General features: G+C 56.5%; 13 protein-coding genes and 1 pseudogene. 6 read left to right on the top strand and 8 right to left on the bottom strand.

All coding sequences use genetic code 11. The features are described from left to right. Window positions 1–287: 287 nt before the first annotated feature. Entirely contained in the window at window positions 288–1,700 is a 1,413-nt protein-coding gene (locus IMT31_RS08300; RefSeq protein WP_413542418.1) for a PucR family transcriptional regulator, read from the bottom strand. A 256-nt stretch (window positions 1,701–1,956) separates the two neighbouring features. Here IMT31_RS08300 and IMT31_RS08295 point away from each other — a divergent pair, with 256 nt between their 5' ends. The 4 genes from IMT31_RS08295 to IMT31_RS08280 all read left to right on the top strand — a co-directional run bounded on the left by IMT31_RS08295 (window position 1,957) and on the right by IMT31_RS08280 (window position 7,752). Further along, entirely contained in the window at window positions 1,957–3,237 is a 1,281-nt protein-coding gene (locus IMT31_RS08295; protein ID WP_413542417.1) for a flavin monoamine oxidase family protein, read from the top strand. Between the two features lie 282 nt (window positions 3,238–3,519). Further along, on the top strand, window positions 3,520–4,383 hold the full coding sequence (gene purU / locus IMT31_RS08290) for a formyltetrahydrofolate deformylase (protein WP_413542416.1): 864 nt from the start codon (window positions 3,520–3,522) through the stop codon (window positions 4,381–4,383). 54 nt (window positions 4,384–4,437) lie between these two features. Then, on the top strand, window positions 4,438–6,912 hold the full coding sequence (locus IMT31_RS08285; protein WP_413542415.1) for a GcvT family protein: 2,475 nt from the start codon (window positions 4,438–4,440) through the stop codon (window positions 6,910–6,912). 222 nt (window positions 6,913–7,134) lie between these two features. Beyond that, entirely contained in the window at window positions 7,135–7,752 is a 618-nt protein-coding gene (locus IMT31_RS08280; RefSeq protein WP_413542414.1) for a malonic semialdehyde reductase, read from the top strand. Window positions 7,753–7,905: 153 nt separating this feature from the next. Here the strand turns inward: IMT31_RS08280 and IMT31_RS08275 are convergent, their stop codons facing one another. Then, entirely contained in the window at window positions 7,906–8,427 is a 522-nt protein-coding gene (locus IMT31_RS08275; protein WP_413542413.1) for a transposase, read from the bottom strand. Window positions 8,428–8,429: 2 nt separating this feature from the next. Next, window positions 8,430–9,995 carry an IS1634 family transposase gene (locus tag IMT31_RS08270; RefSeq protein WP_413542412.1) on the bottom strand — a complete coding sequence of 522 codons (1,566 nt, stop codon included), beginning with the start codon at window positions 9,993–9,995 and terminating at the stop codon, window positions 8,430–8,432. 181 nt (window positions 9,996–10,176) lie between these two features. Here IMT31_RS08270 and IMT31_RS08265 point away from each other — a divergent pair. After that, window positions 10,177–10,740, top strand: a pseudogene (locus tag IMT31_RS08265) (transposase); the annotation flags it as partial. A gap of 446 nt (window positions 10,741–11,186) precedes the next feature. Here IMT31_RS08265 and kdhB read toward each other — a convergent pair. The 3 genes from kdhB to IMT31_RS08250 form a co-directional block, all read right to left on the bottom strand. Continuing rightward, window positions 11,187–11,681, bottom strand: coding sequence for a 6-hydroxypseudooxynicotine dehydrogenase complex subunit beta (gene kdhB / locus IMT31_RS08260; RefSeq protein WP_413542411.1), 495 nt, complete (start codon window positions 11,679–11,681; stop codon window positions 11,187–11,189). A gap of 15 nt (window positions 11,682–11,696) precedes the next feature. After that, window positions 11,697–12,569, bottom strand: coding sequence for a 6-hydroxypseudooxynicotine dehydrogenase complex subunit alpha (kdhA, locus tag IMT31_RS08255; RefSeq protein WP_413542410.1), 873 nt, complete (start codon window positions 12,567–12,569; stop codon window positions 11,697–11,699). Between the two features lie 126 nt (window positions 12,570–12,695). Then, window positions 12,696–13,682: a helix-turn-helix domain-containing protein gene (locus IMT31_RS08250; RefSeq protein WP_413542409.1), complete on the bottom strand. Its 987-nt coding sequence runs from the start codon at window positions 13,680–13,682 to the stop codon at window positions 12,696–12,698. A gap of 275 nt (window positions 13,683–13,957) precedes the next feature. Here IMT31_RS08250 and IMT31_RS08245 point away from each other — a divergent pair, with 275 nt between their 5' ends. Beyond that, window positions 13,958–15,187, top strand: a complete 1,230-nt coding sequence (locus IMT31_RS08245; RefSeq protein WP_413542408.1) for a helix-turn-helix domain-containing protein — start codon at window positions 13,958–13,960, stop codon at window positions 15,185–15,187. A 28-nt stretch (window positions 15,188–15,215) separates the two neighbouring features. Here IMT31_RS08245 and IMT31_RS08240 read toward each other — a convergent pair whose 3' ends face one another. Together IMT31_RS08240 and IMT31_RS08235 are read right to left on the bottom strand one after the other, a co-directional pair. After that, window positions 15,216–15,584, bottom strand: coding sequence for a cupin domain-containing protein (locus IMT31_RS08240; protein ID WP_413542407.1), 369 nt, complete (start codon window positions 15,582–15,584; stop codon window positions 15,216–15,218). Next, the gene (locus IMT31_RS08235; RefSeq protein ID WP_413542406.1) at window positions 15,584–16,660 is read right to left on the bottom strand and encodes a 2,6-dihydropseudooxynicotine hydrolase; all 1,077 of its coding nucleotides are present in this window, start codon (window positions 16,658–16,660) and stop codon (window positions 15,584–15,586) included. Before IMT31_RS08235 ends, IMT31_RS08240 begins: the two co-directional genes overlap by 1 nt. Between the last annotated feature and the right edge of the window lie 65 nt (window positions 16,661–16,725).

Raw genomic sequence — 16,725 nt, 5'->3', positions numbered from 1 at the left:
GGGCTTGGGCACGGTGTACATCCTTCCAGCAACGCCTCACGGCGTCACAGATCAGATGTCACCTATTCGTGCAGCAGTCCCACGACACCGGAAACGAGGTGACCACCGAACCGGAAACCACACTCGAACTCAGCGCCTAATAACACCAACGAAGGATCAGACCGCTACACCACTACAAGGGACTTGACCATCAACTCCCTGCTGTCCGCGGATGCAGACGTCGTGTCCACAATTGTGGGACCCAAAGCCGAACGCTGAAATGCAATTCCCACCGAACCGAACCGGGCCTAGTCAGCAATAGATTTATAAGATGTCCACGCTTGGAAGGCAAGCCAAAAAGCTGCGAGATCGGCTGACGAACCAATATCTCGCCCCGTAATCTCACTGATCTTGGTCATTCTATAGACCAACGTTTGCCTATGGATCCCCAGTGATACCGCAGTTTCGGTAGCGCGACGATCGTTGGTGAGGTACGAGAATAGAGTCTCGCGCAACTTAGAATTCCTCGGGTCTGTCTTAGCAAGATCACCGAGGACTAGCTCCACTACGGCTGACGCCTCCTTGTGAGAACGAGCGAGCAACGATACTGAGACTCCTTCGAACTCCTTCCATAATTGGTGGGGTCCTGCAGACAGGAATACCTTCAGCGCTTCGTCTGCGGCGACTTTGATATCTCGCAAGTCCACATACGATGATGACGCCCCACCTTGGATATCGAGCTCCGTCAGAAATTGACGAACTTCAACCTGCATACCTACCGACATCAAAATTAGGGAAGAACTATGTCCGGAGGCGCATAACACTGGCAGATTTTTTATAGATGCCGCCCGGGCTACCCGATCTCCATCCTCTGCCGAAACGGCTACGACTTGGTACCCATTGGAATCACCACCGAGACCTAGGATTTGTTCGATATCAGCGGGAGGCCGCCCTTCAAGAACGGCCGCAAACGTTTGAGCTGAGCGCTCGGCCCGGCTACGGATAGAAGGCAATATCCGGCTCAGAGCAACATCAACCACCTGGAGGAGGTGGATCAGCAGAAAACTACTAATCTCCTCTTCGGCGTGCTCAATTATCGAGAGACTGACGCCACTACCGCCTGGAAGTACGTAGGATCGCTCCCTCGCAGAGTCTGGCATTGGCACCGATGAGGCTCCTTCAAGCATGACGAGGCCTGTCAGGACATCAAATACCCTGAGACGCACACTGAATAATGTCTCCAAGTCAGACAACATCCGGTTTGGATCCGTGTGGGCGTAAGCGGACAGCTGGTAAAGCTTGCTGAGCTGAAGGACCTGGATGGTTTGAGCGCTAGCCGCAGCTGCTGCAACAGTTCGACCGATGGCGGCGAACGGAGTGCTGGATCCAGTCAGCAGAACGGGGAATGAGCGCTTATTTGCCTCTTCATACAATTGTGGGTGCAGAACAGGGAGAGGCGCATGGTCGCCCAGCACCACACCGCATAGACCGGTTTCGTCGAGATTTGCGATGAAAGCGCGTTGCTCCTCCGGAGTCTCAGGAAGGCCTAATCCTACTGTCATGAGAAGCTCATGTGGGCCAAGCCAACGCTCTGGATCGCTCAACTCACAACTGTGTGCCCAAAGCACTTCCCGACCAAGACCATTGCTTCCCGCGAGAACGCGAATATCTAGACTCTTCAGGCTAATAAGGTCGGCCATCGTCAATGGTGGATCATCCATGGTGCGATTCTAGAACCTTCACCCTCGGGAGTAGTACTCCCGTACCGAACACGGTTGAAAATATTACGTTTGTACTATTTGCAGCCAATCACGCCATCGGTAAGCTAAGCGAACGCAGGGAAGCAAACTCAAGGGGATGATATTTATGGTCGTCGAAACAGTATCGACTTATGACTGGCGCAATGAGTCAGCCTGGCCTACCCTTGGGGGCGCCAACGACCTTCCATCAAGCATTAACAATTGTGACTGAATTGCCATGAATCATGTCCGAAGAAGCGTCAGAGTTGCTGTTCTTGGCGGTGGACTCGCAGGGTTGGCAGCTGCGACCAAGCTGAATGCATCTGGTCTCGACGTGACCGTTTACGAAGCCCGCAACCGGGTTGGCGGACGAGTATGGTCCGTGGATATGGCTGAAGGTGGAGCCCCCCCATGCGTCGTTGAACGCGGTGCAGAGTTCATCCTTACCGGATACTCTACGACGCAGCGGCTGTTGGATCTCACGGGCCTGTCTCTGATCGACACCGGCATGAGTTATTACGTTCGGGAATTGGCCGATACGTCTGATATCACCACCAATGATGTTGTTTCTGCTGGAAGGGAAGCATTCAACATCGCAAGGACATTCAATTCCCCACCCTCCGCCGAGGATGTTTTGAGGCGTTTGAATCGCAACGACCAGCTGGTTGATGCCCTTAGAGCAAGAATCGAGATCTCAGCCGCGGTAGCTTCGAGCGAAGTCAGCGCCGAGACACTCAAACACATTGCTTCTTTCGAGCCGCTTCCGAGCTGGCGGATTGAAGGCGGCAATCAGAGACTTCCCAACGCTTTAGCGGACCGTCTAGACGAACCGATCCGATACGGCGACTTCGTGCATGCTGTTCGCGAAACGAGTAGAGGACTGGTCGTTGAGTCCAAGACCGGAAACACCCGATTCGATGCTGTAGTGGTAGCTCTGCCTTTGGCGTTGGTTCGCGACCCGAGTTCCCTCGACATGCCTCTACCCGATTGGAAAATTAGTGCTCTGGAGCATGTGCTCCAAGGTGATGCAGCGAAACTCCATCTGCCGCTCCAGTCGGTTCCGAAAACGAGTGCAGTCATGTCAGTCCGCGATCGATTCTGGACCTGGACCGCCCTTGATGCTTCCGGAGCTGCCACGCCGATGCTTACATCGTTCATGGGCTCTCGCAATGCAATAGATTTGGCGGCCGGTAGCGAGAACGACTTTAGTGCTTGGTCGGTAAAGGCAAAAGACATTCGGCCAGATTTGGACTTCGAGGACTCGAGCGCCATCGTCACAGTCTGGAGAGACGATCCTCTGTCGCGTGGTGCCTACGCCGCATACGCTCCGGGTGCCAGCCATGACTATTCCGAGGTCCTCGAGCGTCCAGTGGGTAATATTTTCTTCGCCGGTGAATACGCTGACCCTGAGTTTACAGGGCTCATGGAAGGCGCCCTTCGAAGTGGAGAAAGAGCCGCTGACCGCGTCATTCACTCAGTGGTGAATCACGACACGAGAACTGTCGGCGCACCATCGTGAAGTTGCAATCCCAGGGACGCGTGCCGGTCAGATTTTGCCGGGCACAGAATCAGCTTCGGCTAACAGCAGGCCACTACATGGAATGCAGGTTCTTCAACAGACTCAATTGTTAATACTCCGGGCGCGGTTAACTAATACACCGTTTCTAACATTCAAAAGGCTAGCCAAGCTGCCGAACACAATGCATCTCGCGGGACGAGCTAGCGACTTAATTAGATGCCAGGTCGACAGATACGTGAAAAATTTTCTCAATCGACCAAAGACGACAACTTTTCTAGGATCATGAACCAGACTCACGAACGCCAGATGATACTTTCACTAACGTGTCCAGACAGAATGGGAATTGTCCATGCTGTCACGGGGTTCTTGGTGTCTCATGGATGCAACATCCTATCCAGCCAGCAGTTCGATGACGAATCCGATAAGTATTTTTTTATGCGAGTGCAAGCGTCATACCCTTCTGCGATATCTGTTGAAGATATCGAAATTGCATTCCGGGCAACCGCTGCTGCCCATGGGATGTCATGGTCGATAGTGGACGCGGCAGTCCGACCGAGAGTTGCTCTCTTAGTCTCTAAAGCTGGACATTGTCTCAACGACCTACTTTTCCGGTGGCGATCCGATCAGTTGAAAATTGAGATCCCATTCATTGCCTCGAACCATAAGACTCTTCAGCCGGTGGCGGAAGCTCACAGCATCCCCTTCTTCCATATCCCTGTGACGCCTGAAACCAAACAGGGTGCAGAGGAAGAATTGCTAGCCCTTCTCGCCGAGTACCAGGTGGACTTGACAGTTTTGGCCCGGTATATGCAAGTACTGAGCGACAGCTTGTGCCGTGATTTATACGGTAAGGCAATCAACATTCATCATTCTTTTCTACCCGGTTTTAAGGGCGCTAAGCCTTACCATCAGGCATTCGATCGAGGGGTCAAACTCGTCGGTGCTACGGCGCACTACGTGACCGCAGAACTCGATGAAGGACCGATCATCGAGCAGGAAGTGATCCGTGTACGGCACGACTACACAGCAGCCCAACTGGCGGTGAGCGGCCAAGATGCCGAACGGCTGGCATTGGCTCGTGCCGTTCAGTGGCATGCAGAACAGCGGGTTCTGATTAGCGGTCACCGCACTGTCGTTTTCAAATAGTCATTTTTATCCTGCTCAGGACAGGGCATCCCTTAGAACTGAAACGAGGCTCCCATGGACCGACTTGTTGACCGCACTATTGGTGCAAGGACATTCACAAATTCCTCCAACGACTCCTTGCCACTGCGAGCGGGAACTGTCGTCGTCGGTGGTGGCATCGTAGGTGCGAGCATTGCTTACCATCTTGCAGTTGCTGGTGAGAAGGATGTCTTGTTGCTGGAGAGCAACGTTCTCGGTAGCGGGACTTCGTGGCACGCTGCCGGCCTTGTCACTGGAGCTCGCGGATCCACGGCCATGACTAAGTTAGCGAAGTACAGCTTAGATCTTTACAGTCGCCTCGAAGAGTTGTCGGGTCTTGATGTCTCCTTCCAGGGGTCAGGTTCGTTGAGTGTCGCCAGAACCGCTGGTCGCGTCGACGAACTTCTCTATGCGAAAGACGTCGCCGACCAGCAGGGGGTTAGGACAGAATGGCTTACAGAGGATCGCTTCAAGGAAGCATGGCCGCTGGCTAATCCTGCCGGAGTCCTTGGATCGCTTCTGCTCCCTGACGACGGCCACATCAACCCTGGTCATGCGACCATAGCTTTTGCCAAGCTCGCCCATTGTCTTGGGGTCCAGGTGCGCGAAAACGTTACCGTCGGGCAGGTATTACTGGACGATGATCATGTTACTGGCGTGCTCACCGACCGAGGAACCGTCATCTGTGACCGAGTGATTCTGGCTTGTGGGCTGTGGACCCGCGATCTCGCGGCTACTGCGGGAGTGGAAGTTCCACTGTATGCAGCCGAGCACGTTCATGTTCGTTCCGGGAAGATGGACGGGATCTCGTCCGAGCTGCCTGTGCTTCGGGATCTCGATAACAGCTACTACATTCGTCACGAAGCAGGGCGCCTGTTGGTTGGGGCATTTGAACCTGACGGAGTGCCGCGCCCTATGGCGGAAATTCCTGCTGGAGGTTTCGTAGAGTTCGAGCCGGACTGGGAGCATTTTGCTGCCATCCGTACTATGGCTGAGGCTACAGTTCCGAAGCTTTCAACAACCGGGTATGACAGGTTCCTCAACGCGCCCGAGAGTTTTACTCCCGATGCGAACTTCGCACTCGGGGAAGCTTCCACGGTCAGCAACCTGTTCGTCGCGGCAGGTTTCAATTCCCAGGGGATCATTTTTGCACCTGGGGTTGGTAAGGAAATGGCTGAGTGGGTCATTTCGGGCGCGCCGCAATTCGACGCGTCGTCAGTTGATGTGCAACGTTTCTCCCCCCATCAAAACAACCGACGATATCTGAAGGCGCGGACTCGAGAAGGGCTCGGTCGGCTCTACGCCATGCACTGGCCAAATCTACAGATGGGGACGGCACGCAATGTCCGGCGCTCGCCCCTCCATTCCCGATTAGTTGAGCTCGGCGCATGTTTCGGTGAAGTCAATGGTGGAGAACGAGCAAACTGGTACGGAGAGCCGGGGACTTCGCCTGTCTACGACTACAGCTTTGGACGGGCTGCCTGGTTCAATCGTGTCGCCGAAGAGCATCAAGCTGTACGTGAAGGGGTTGCACTCTTTGATCTCAGTCCGTTCGCGAAGTTTGAAGTAGCCGGGCCCGATGCTTTGGAAGTCTGCCAGTTGGCCTCAACAGCGAACGTGGACGTAGAAATTGATAAGGCGGTCTATACGCTTTTCCTGAATACTAGGGGCGGTATCGAGATGGACGGCACCATCACACGCCTCGCCAGCGATCGGTTCCTTGTCGTTACACCCTCGTTTAGTCAACAGAAAACGGGGGCTTATCTCAATCGAATCGCGAAGGGTAAGGCTTCGGCCGTATTCGATTGCACGGCAGCGCTGGCCACCATCGGAGTTATGGGACCCAAGAGCCGGGAGCTCCTCAAAAGAATTTCCCCGGAGGATTGGTCTGATAAGGCGCAACCTTATACCCATGGCCGTACGGCCGAACTCGCTGACGGCTATGCCTATAGCCTCCGCGTGAGCTTCGTGGGTGAACTGGGTTACGAACTATATCCAAGTGCTGACTTGGCCCTGAATGTCTTTGATTCGCTCTGGACGGCCGGACAGGATCTCGGTGTTAAGATGGCTGGTTATCATGCTTTGGATTCCCTGCGCAGTGAGAAGGGGTTCCGGCATCTGGGTCACGACATAGGTCCGGCTGACGACCCCTTCTCCGCGGGTCTCCGCTTCACGGTAGCGATGGACAAACCGAGCGGATTCATCGGAAGGGAAGCCCTTTCGAACCTTGAATCGACGGCGCTAAAGCACCGGACTGTATATGTTTCCCTAGATGATCCTGAACCCATGTTTGTGCACGATGAGACGGTTTACTGCGACGGCGAAAAGGTCGGTCGTATGACGAGTGGTAGCTATGGCCACACATTGGGCCGAGCAGTCGGAATCGCTGCCATCGACCCCAATGCAGATCTCGCGGGGAATTTCGAAGTTCGATGCAAGGGAAAGTTGTATGCGGCGACAGTTTCGCGGCGTCCTTTCTATGATCCGAAAGGAGAGCGGCTCCGGGGTTAGATTCCACTCACAATATGCAGGACAGGGAGGGTGTCCAAATGGCGCTTATCGCCTACGCGTAACATTTTGGGCGTCGAGCATCATCGCAGCCATTACTACACTCTACCAATATAAGGTTTCGATTTATTCGGAAGTATAATTTTATAACTTGCAAATATATGACCATTTATTCTCCAGTCCATAACTACTTTTACACGGACATTTAATTTCGAGGAGTAATTCGTGACAGCAACACAGTTTATGGCATTGGATACCGTCGCTCTGGACGGCTTGTTCGAGAAAGCCCATACCACCAATACGTTCGTCGAAGACCCAGTTTCACCCGCGATGATTCAGAGAGTCTATGAGACCATTCGATGGGCTCCGACCGCCATGAATATCCAGCCACTGCGCCTGACAGTGGTCGATTCTGCTTCTGCTCGCGAGCTGCTGGTGCCTCACCTTGGAGAGGCCAACCGCCAGAAGACCTTGGAGGCCCCCCTGACATTGATCGCATCTTATGATCCTCGTTGGCACGAGCACATGACCCACCTTGCGCCATTCAGAGAAGGAATGCAGGAGCAGTTCGAAGACGAGGAGGACGTTCGCCATTCAATGGGACGCATGAACGGCTTGATCCAGGTCGGTTATCTACTGGTCGGGCTTCGCGCGCATGGCTTGCAGGTTGGGCCGATGAACGGTTTGGATCCGGCCGGCGTTGATTCGGTTTTCCATGCGGAGAACGGCTGGCGGACCCTAGTGGCTATCAATGTCGGCCATGCGCCTAAGCCGGATGATCCGACGGCACAGCGTCCCCGCGCCGGGCGTCTTGAGTTCGCCGATGCGGCGCAAATCCGCTGAGGCGCGACTGGTTGCAGGAGGGCACAAAGTCGTTGATTTTACTCGATCTGCTCCGGTTTGCAGACGATGGTCTTCGCTTCCGAATTGGTTCGTTCCTCGAGTCCTGATTTCCCTGGCACCCCGGAGGCCCCTTTGGCCTGACTCGTGCCACTCTTAGTGCCCTGTGTGGGAGCTGATCTGGTCGAGGATTTTCTGGGTGTCGGCGTCGATGGCCGGGGCGGCGGTGAGTTCGTGGCCGTTGACGTCGATGATGACCGTCCGCAGGGGCCTGAGTGTCTGGACGAGCTTCTTGATGCTGATACCGGTGGCTTCCTGCAGGTGGCGGGCCACGGCCAGGGCGCAGATCACCACGGTCAGGTGCGCTTCGATGGAATCACGCTGGTGGTGGAACATCGGCCGGGCCCGGATATCACTCTTGGCCATCCGGAAGGACTTCTCGACCTGCCACAACGAGTGGTACGCGGCCACCACGGCAGGCCCGTCCAACACTTCGGGACTGATGTTTGACACATAGCCTTTCAGGCCCAGGAGCTGGCGGGCGCGTTCGACCAGGGCCCAGTCGACACCGGGTTTCTTCCCGGCGAGCTTCACGAACCGGTCCCGCTTGATCGGCCGTTGTCCGTTGGCGACCTTCTCGGCTTTCTCGATCTGCTTGTTCAACCTGACTTCTATCACCGTTAGTGCGGTCCGATCTCAGCCGGATTGATCTGCAGTGCCTCGAGAATCGCTTGGGCATCAGCAGTAAGGGCGGCGGGAACGGCGATGGTCTCCCCGCGGACCTGCAACACGGCCTCGCGTAGTGGTTGCAGGGTCTGGACGACCTTCTTGATGCTCATCCCCGTGGCCGTCTGGATGTAGCGGCCTACGGCCAGGGCGCAGAACACCATGGTCAGGTGCGCTTCGATCGATTCCCGGGTCCGATGGAAGATCGGCCGGGCCCTCAGATCGGACTTCGCCATCCGGAACGAGGCCTCGACCTCGAACAACGAGTGATACGCGGCCACCACCTCGGCCCCGGAGAGCACCTCCATCGGCGCCGAGGTGATATACCCCTTGAGTCCGAAGAGCTGCTCGGCAGCACGGGCGGCCTCGTAGTCGACCTTCAACGATTTGGGTCCACCACCGGTGAGGAACCGTGCCTTGCGCGGCTGCTTGCGCCCGGCAGCGATGTCCTCAGCGCGCTGTAGCTGTAGGGTCTGGGTCCGCCGGTCGCGGTGTTCCCGGGCCAGCCGGTACTGCCAGACGGCCCTGCGTCGGGAGGAGACGACCCCGCGCTTGAGTTCGGTGGTGGCTTCCAGGACCTGCCCGTCGGTGAAGTTGTTCCCCATGGCCAGTCGCTCGGCCAGATCGTAGGGTGCCTTCGAGGTCCTGGACCCGACGATGTACTGGTACCCGGCTTCCTCCAGGGCCTCAAGGTTGGCCCTGGAGAGCATCCCGGCATCGGCCACGACCAGCATGTCTGTGACCTGGTGGCGGGTCCGGAAGGCATCCAGCACCGGGATCAAGGTCAGCGTCTCGGCCTTGGAACCTTCGAAGCAGTGGATCTCCAGCGGGAACCCTGTCTTGTCGACCAGCAGGCCGATGACGATCTGCGGGTCGACGCGTCGTTCCTTGGAGAAGCCGACCTTGCGGGTCTCGTCCTCCTCGTCGGTCTCGAAATACAGGGTGGTCACGTCGTACAAGCAGACGCTCACGGCCCCGTCTCCGGCAGCGAACCCGTAGGCGGTGGTGCACGCGGCGTCCCGCCACTTGGATTGCTGATGTCGGGCCAGGTGGCGCCACATCGTGGCCTCGCCGGGGACCTCGGCCACGTCCATCTCGGCCAGCATCCGCAGCGTGGCCGTCTTCGAAGCCGGGGAGATCACCCGGCCCAACACCAACGATCGGAACACTTCCGAATCAATGGCCTGGTGGAAGCCGATCCGGTCATAGACCGTCCCGAGGACTTCCCAGAGCAGCCGGGGCCGGGACCCCACCGTCCGGGCACTACCGACCACGACCGGGGCTGGCTTCGGCTTCTTCGTCTTGGCCCGCGGTGGGGCCGGGGCCGGCACCAGTCCGTCGAGATCGAAGGCTGGCTGGCCGGCGGCAACCCGCTCCAGGGCCAGGTGCTCCAGGAGCGCCAGCTCACCATCGTCGTGGGCTGAGCCGAGGTGCTCGAGGATCTCGCGGCGCCCGTTGCGGTACTGCACCAGCTGCACCGCTGTGGCCCCCGAGGCCGTCTTCACCCGCCGAATCTGCACCCCTCCACCATAGATTTAGTGCGGTCCCAAGCCGAGCCCACCCCCGCAAACAAGCCGATCCGAGCTCGCCGAGCCCAAAAATCGGCTCAGGTGATAGAAGTCAGGTCACCCGCCGAATCTGCACCCCTCCACCATAGATTTAGTGCGGTCCCAAGCCGAGCCCACCCCCGCAAACAAGCCGATCCGAGCTCGCCGAGCCCAAAAATCGGCTCAGGTGATAGAAGTCAGGTGGCGCACCCGAGACGAAGAGCTCGCCACGGCCACCGCCCGTGGTGAAGCGATCCGGCTCGCCAAACGCGTCGCCGTCCTCGACGGCGAGCTCAAGGAGATCACCACGCGGATCACGGACCTGGTCCGGCACAGCCCCGCCGGTGGCCTGCTCAACCAGCCCGGCATCGGCCCAGTCACCGCCGCCGTCGCGCTGACCGCGTGGTCACACCTGGGCCGCATTCGATCCGAGTCCGCGTTCGCCAGCCTCGCTGGAACCAGCCCCATCCCCGCGTCATCGGGCAACACCGTCCGACACCGGATCAACCGGGGTGGCGACCGGCGCCTCAACCGAGCACTCCACATGGCCGTCGTCACCCGCATGCGAATGGACCCGCGAACCCGCGCCTACGTCGAGCGCCGTACCGCCGAAGGGCGCACCCTTCGGGAGATCCGTCGCTGCCTCAAGCGCTACCTCGCCCGCGACATCTACCGCCGCCTCAACACCGCCGCTCAGAATGAGCTCACCGGGGCTTGACAGACATAGGAGATTCTACGGTCGCCTCGAGCACCTACGCGGCTCAGCCCTCGGGTTCCAAAACCTCACCAACTATATCGCCCGATCCCTGCTGGAATCCGGCGGATTCAGGCCACGTATACACCCTGAATTGTGAAGAGCCCGATAAGCGCCATCAGTCCCGTGAAGACTGTTGTCGGCTGGAGCCCAAGTGCCGATATGCGGAATGCAGTAGGGCCGGATCCGATGCTGGCAGACTTATTTGGCGAGCGACCACCGGATACGAGTCACGGTGAGCAACGAACTTCTAATGAAGCGAATGCTCGTATCACCGCCGCGGCCGCCAACGCCGTCTCATACGCTAACCTCGGTCGGTCACGAGTCCGTCAAGTAGGAAAGCACCGCACAACCAGCCTGACCATCATGGTCGACCTAATTTTCAGCAGCCACTTGCAAGTGAAATGGGCTCATGACTGACTATTCCCGTCGAGACTCCTACATTCAAATGCATCGACTGTTGCTTCTACGATCTGTTGATAACCGGTGCAACGGCAAATGTTGCCCGAGATTGCTTCCCGTGCAGATGTGGCGTCTAGGGTAACTTCCAGATCGTCATAAAGCGGCTTCAGTGTCATGAGAAAACCTGCAGTGCAGAACCCACACTGAAGGGCATGGCACTTGGAAAAGCTGCGCTGGAGTTGGTGAAGTTCACCATCATCTTGCAAACTCTCGACAGTCTCGATTATCGAATCGTGTGCCTGGACAGCAAGCGTGGTGCACGAGCGAATGGGTTGCCCATTCATCAGTACAGTGCATGATCCACAAACCCCATGTTCACAGCCCACCCGGGTCCCTCGCAAGTGCAGACTGTCACGGAGGAAGTCAGCAAGCAACCGGCGAGGCTCCACATCAGCCTCATGGATCATGCCATTTACTTCAACTTTGAGGTGAAAGGTGCTCATCGAATCTCATGCCTTTCATAGTTGTACCGCACGTTGATGTGCCAGCTTCAAGGTTCTTTCGACGATGGCGCGGATGACTTCTCGGCGGTATGGACCACTGCCATGCACCGTGGAGACAGGATGGAGATCTTGCACTGCGGAGGCCGCGGCAAATGAAACATCGGAATCGTCTAGTTTCTTGCCGATCAGAATATCCTCGGCTTCCAAACAACGAGTGGCATTAGATCCGCCGCCCAACACTGCGACTCTCGCCCTCGCGCATCGACCTTCTTCATCCAAAGTGAGGATAGAGGCGGCACCTCCAATAGCATAATCGCCGTGTCTTCTTGAGAATTCGTCGAATGCTGACCCCGTGCGTGATGGGAGGATCGGAACGTTTGCCTCCACAATGATCTCGTCAGGGAGAATGCTTGATACGAAATGCGTGACAAGGAGTTCCTTAATAGGAACCTGGCGCTCTCCACGAAGGGACTTGACCGTTACGGAAGCGTCCAGAGCGAGAAGTGCGACAGGCAACTCCGCAGAAGCGTCGGCGTGGGCAAGAGAGCCCCCAAGTGTTCCTCGCGTGCGAATCTGCGGGTGAGCGATCCATGCTGCCGCCTCCGACAATAACGGGAACTCTCGAGCAATCGTCTTGGAGGTTTGGAGTTTTGAATGACGCGTCAATGCGCCGATCGTGACGCTCTGATCAACTTGTCGTATATTCGCCAGCCCGGAAATATGGTTGATGTCAACCAAAAGCGACGGACGGGCCATGCGAAAATTCAATAGCGGAACTAAACTCTGGCCGCCGGCAATAATCTTCGCATCATCTCCTCCGTCTTTTAGTAGACGAAGTGCGTGTTCTACCGAATCAGCTACAACATAGTCAAAGGAGGGCGGTTTCACGGGCAGTACCTCCAGCCCCACTCACTGTTCATTACTCCACCCTGCACCCTGACCTCTCCTTTGCGCTCTGCGTCATGTGACAAATGAGTGATCCTGCCTACACAGATTTGATAAGGCGCAGAGATATTAAGGTCCGGGAGACTCCTGCCTCATAGCAGTGGAGTCGACACTACGAAGTAGACTATGAAGTCGGAGAGCCACGAGAAGCTCCACATGATGCTCTGAAACTGTCACACCTAGTCGCTCCTCGATGGATCTAAGACGGTAGGCGACAGTACGCTCGTGGACCTGTAGCGTCCCTGCCGCTGAAACTGCGTTGAATCCTGAGGTGAAATAGGCTGACAACGTTTCGCATAGGACGTCTCTACGGGGGTCAGCGAGCAATGGGCCGAGCTGTAGAGCCACTAGATCCCGAACCGCTTGAATGTCGGTAGTGAATATGGCCTCTAAGGCTACATCTGCATATGAAGTCAGCTTTGCACCGGTCAGTAGGCCCACTCTGTAAGCCCTCCAAGCACGCTGGTAGCTTTGTCGAAAACCGTCGAAGCCTGGGATAACCGACCCTATCGCGAGGTGAGTTCCGTCTGGAAGGTCCTCGGGCCTGAGCTGGCCAATGATTCTGGGATCATCGATAACTGCCAGCCATCCTAGAAAAGTACCGCCTGTGCTCTCGAGCACGAGCTGCTTCGTGGCTCCGAACGCTTTACCCGCGGTTTGGATCGCTTCCTTGGGGTTGTGGCCCCACGTCACAACGGAAAGATGCTGTCCTTCGAAATCATAAGAGGCACTCGGCGGCAGCAAACGCCTGCCAGCGATGAACTCCCGCACTTCATTTCTGAGTTGACGGCCTTCGGACTTGTAGAAGAACCGATGCTGCTCCGAACGATAGGCGTCGATTACATTCGCCACTGCCGTGTCATGCCAACTGTGTTGCAGTCGTGAGACCCACTTTTGGACGTCTAGTTGCTCGGACGCGTCGGGGACTAGCTCTGTGGTCAGGTTAAGAAGGATGTCCCACATTTTTGATTGCAACACCCTGTAGGTGTGGATAAGTTCAAGCAAATCCACGCCGGCTTGCGCCGCAGCGCTTGCTTCACGGGCTGCCTCGGCCAAAAATTCAGGATTGGGTTCGGACTCTCCTGCTAATGCCCTACTAAAGGACAGGAGCGCAGCGGTTAGACGCTCGGATCTGCGCATCGCGAGTGCGGGATCTGATCCGCCGCCGGACCGTGAGTCCTCACGGAGGCGGCGTGCCACGGACTCGGACAACCGGTTGACATCTGAAGATATCGCAGCCGATATCGATAATTGGTGGTGTGGCTGTATCATGTGCCAATTCATAGGCGGCTGGACCTCGGATGATGATGACTCGTTGGTAGTGTCAGTGTATGACTATTGAGGAAGATTTGGGTGCGCTGGCGGCGGCTGTCAGGGCAAGGGTCCCAGAGATCTACGACAGCATTCGGGCCAGGCTCCAGTACGAGTATGGAGACGATTCCTCAATGGTAAGGAATCCTTCGCTCACGGCAGCAGAAGCAGAAACTGTCACAGCCTCCTTAAGAGATGTCCTGGAATACATCGATCAGGAGGGGGCCAGTGTGACCCGAGCCTCCAATGAGACTCTTCGCGAAGTTCAACTAGCAGCCAGAGCCGGAGTGGACCTACACCACCTCCTGAAGGCATCACGCGCCGCTCAATCTACGTTATGGGAGTTCTTCCTTGAAGAGGCTCATCAGCTCATAGACGATCCGGGGCAAAGGGCGACGGTGTTGCGACACGCCAGCGCAAGGCATTTTGCGTGGAACGACAAAGTATCTGCTTCTATCATTGACACCTACCAAACGGAGAATACTGCATTCTCGAGGCAAAGCCAGAATCGCCGAAAGCTGTCTACCTTGCGTGCCCTCCTTGCTGGCCTTCCAATCGATTCAACGATCTTCTCTTATAATTTATCCGGCCGTCATTTGGCAGCCGTTGTGTCAGCTGGTGGCGGGAAAATCGTTGCTCGTGCCCTTGGAAGTGTATCGAAGATCACGCCGCTGGTGATTACTGACGAGGACGAGACTGACTACATCTGGGTTGAGTGGCCGAGTCGATTGCCTTCACCCCGAGAAGCTGTTTATAACATGGTATTGCCTAAGGGAGTCCGGGCTTCATTCGGGACCGTCAGCCAAGGCCGAGATGGATTCGTTGCTTCCCACAGGCGTGCGACAGAGGCAGGTATGGTTGCCCAGGAGCTCGGCCGAGGCATGGTTTGGTACGAAGATGTGATGCTGGAAGCACTGGCAATGAAAGATTCTGTATCGGTAAGTGCGTTCATCGCAGACGAGCTGGAGATTCTCGGTCTAAATCAAGACCCGCCCAGTACATTCATCGAAACACTCGAAGCCTATTTTGCATCTGGGTATAATGCGGCAGCGGCAGCCCAATGTCTGGGTGTGCATAGTAGAACCGTCGCATACCGCTTGAAACTAGTGGAGGGTAAGATAGGTGCGGCGGGATTGTTGCGCGACGAGTTGCCGGTGGCAATCAGGCTCTCACGGATGGAGAAAGCAATGAATCTGGAACCGGGTAACTATGAGGATGCTCCGGGGCTACCGCTGCCGCCCCTTATATAGGACCTAGAACTAGGCTTTCGGCTTCTGTTCACTCTGCCATGAACCAGATCTCCTTGAACGTGTCGTGGAACTCCCAGGTGGAGGTGTGTCCGCTTGGAAGAAACACGAGGTCCCCGGCGGTTACTTTGACGGGTTCTTGGGAATCCAGAGTGAGTGTTGCCGTACCTTCGAGGACATAGATGATTTCATTGTCAGTGAGTTCATAGCTTGTTTTAGCTGGCTGGGAAGTAAAGACTCCGGTCCCAAAACGGGTCGGGGCTGTCTGTTCGAACAACGTGTGCCCGCGGCCTCTAGGGTCACCCTCATCTACTTCAATACCCTCCGGTTGCCAGGATTCAAGTGGCACCGTTCTCGCGTTGATTTTCAGGATCTTGCTGATTGGAGTCCCTGAAGACATCAGGAGATACGCTTCTTGTCTGCATGCAACACGTCCTGCAGCCAGTCCGCCATCTCAAGCCGGGGACGCATGCCTAGATTGTGGCAGCAGTGATCGCCGTCTTGTTCGACTACTACTGTTAGATGCTCGGATGGGATCAATTCCCTCACGGTATCCACGAATGAGAGCGGGACTTCGTCGTGAACGCCGTGAAGCACATAAGTAGGACAGGCAATAAGTGGGAGAACATGTCGGGTTTCCAGTGCCTGGCTGACGTGGACTCTTGCTTCCTCTAGCGTGTCGACCTTAGACACATATCGCCAGCTCTCCTTTGTCAGGGGAGTCTCTGCATCCCAGTAGTCCAAGTCTGAGAATCCACCCCACGAAATGCAGGCCGCAATTCGAGGATCGCATGCGGCAGATTTCAAAGCGTAGTTTCCGCCAAGGCTGCGCCCCAGGACACCGACGGCGTCGGCTTGGATCGACTCGAGTCCGCTGAGGAGGTCTACCACGGCAGAGGTGTACTTCTCGTAGTCGGCGGCCAACCGCTTAAGCGCAAACATCTCTCCCTGGCCCGGGCCGTCAAATGTGGCTGTAGCTAGTCCGCGCTTAAGGACTAGATTCTCCATCTGGTAGCTTTCCTCTTTGGTGCTTTCGAGCCCCCCGATCATGATGACAGCGGGGTGAGGGCCAGGACCCTCCGGAAAGCGAACGTAAACAGGCATCGGAATCCCGTCCACAACGAGTTCATGGCGTTCGGCGGGTGGTGAAAGAAGCGGGGCGGCCTTCTGAAATAGCTCAACCTTCCGGGCCTGGCCTAGCTCCCGTCGTTCATCGAACCAGAGGAACTGCGCATACTGAGCGCAGAGGACTGCGGACATCAGGAATTCTCCGGCAGACAGGTTGTGTCCCAAAGACAGCCGGTTTGTAGCTTCCTGCTCATAGTCGTTTGCCAGCTTCATCCAATAGTCGAACCATGTCACTTCGGCAGGACGATCACGGGCCCCCACCATGTCGGCGTAGGAGAGTCCGTCTAGAATAAGACGACCCCAGTTCAGCATTTCGTCTTCAGGCTTCAATGATGACGGCATTGGCATACTACTTCTCCCTCAGTCTGGACTCTCTTTTCTCCCCGCAGGGGGCCTGCGAGGTCGATCATGCT

Origin of the sequence: Citricoccus nitrophenolicus (assembly GCF_047305825.1) — a bacterium.
GTDB lineage: Bacteria > Actinomycetota > Actinomycetes > Actinomycetales > Micrococcaceae > Citricoccus > Citricoccus nitrophenolicus.
Note: the sequence above shows the minus strand (reverse complement) of the source record. Positions and strands in the feature narration are given on the sequence as shown.

Excerpts from the sequence above, each read along its gene's own strand:
- IMT31_RS08300 (WP_413542418.1), bottom strand. The coding sequence starts at position 1,700 with ATGGATGATCCACCATTGACGATGGCCGACCTTATTAGCCTGAAGAGT.
- kdhB (WP_413542411.1), bottom strand. The coding sequence starts at position 11,681 with ATGAGCACCTTTCACCTCAAAGTTGAAGTAAATGGCATGATCCATGAG.
- IMT31_RS08245 (WP_413542408.1), top strand. The coding sequence starts at position 13,958 with ATGACTATTGAGGAAGATTTGGGTGCGCTGGCGGCGGCTGTCAGGGCA.
- IMT31_RS08295 (WP_413542417.1), top strand. The coding sequence starts at position 1,957 with ATGAATCATGTCCGAAGAAGCGTCAGAGTTGCTGTTCTTGGCGGTGGA.
- purU (WP_413542416.1), top strand. The coding sequence starts at position 3,520 with ATGAACCAGACTCACGAACGCCAGATGATACTTTCACTAACGTGTCCA.
- IMT31_RS08285 (WP_413542415.1), top strand. The coding sequence starts at position 4,438 with ATGGACCGACTTGTTGACCGCACTATTGGTGCAAGGACATTCACAAAT.
- IMT31_RS08240 (WP_413542407.1), bottom strand. The coding sequence starts at position 15,584 with ATGTCTTCAGGGACTCCAATCAGCAAGATCCTGAAAATCAACGCGAGA.
- IMT31_RS08235 (WP_413542406.1), bottom strand. The coding sequence starts at position 16,660 with ATGCCAATGCCGTCATCATTGAAGCCTGAAGACGAAATGCTGAACTGG.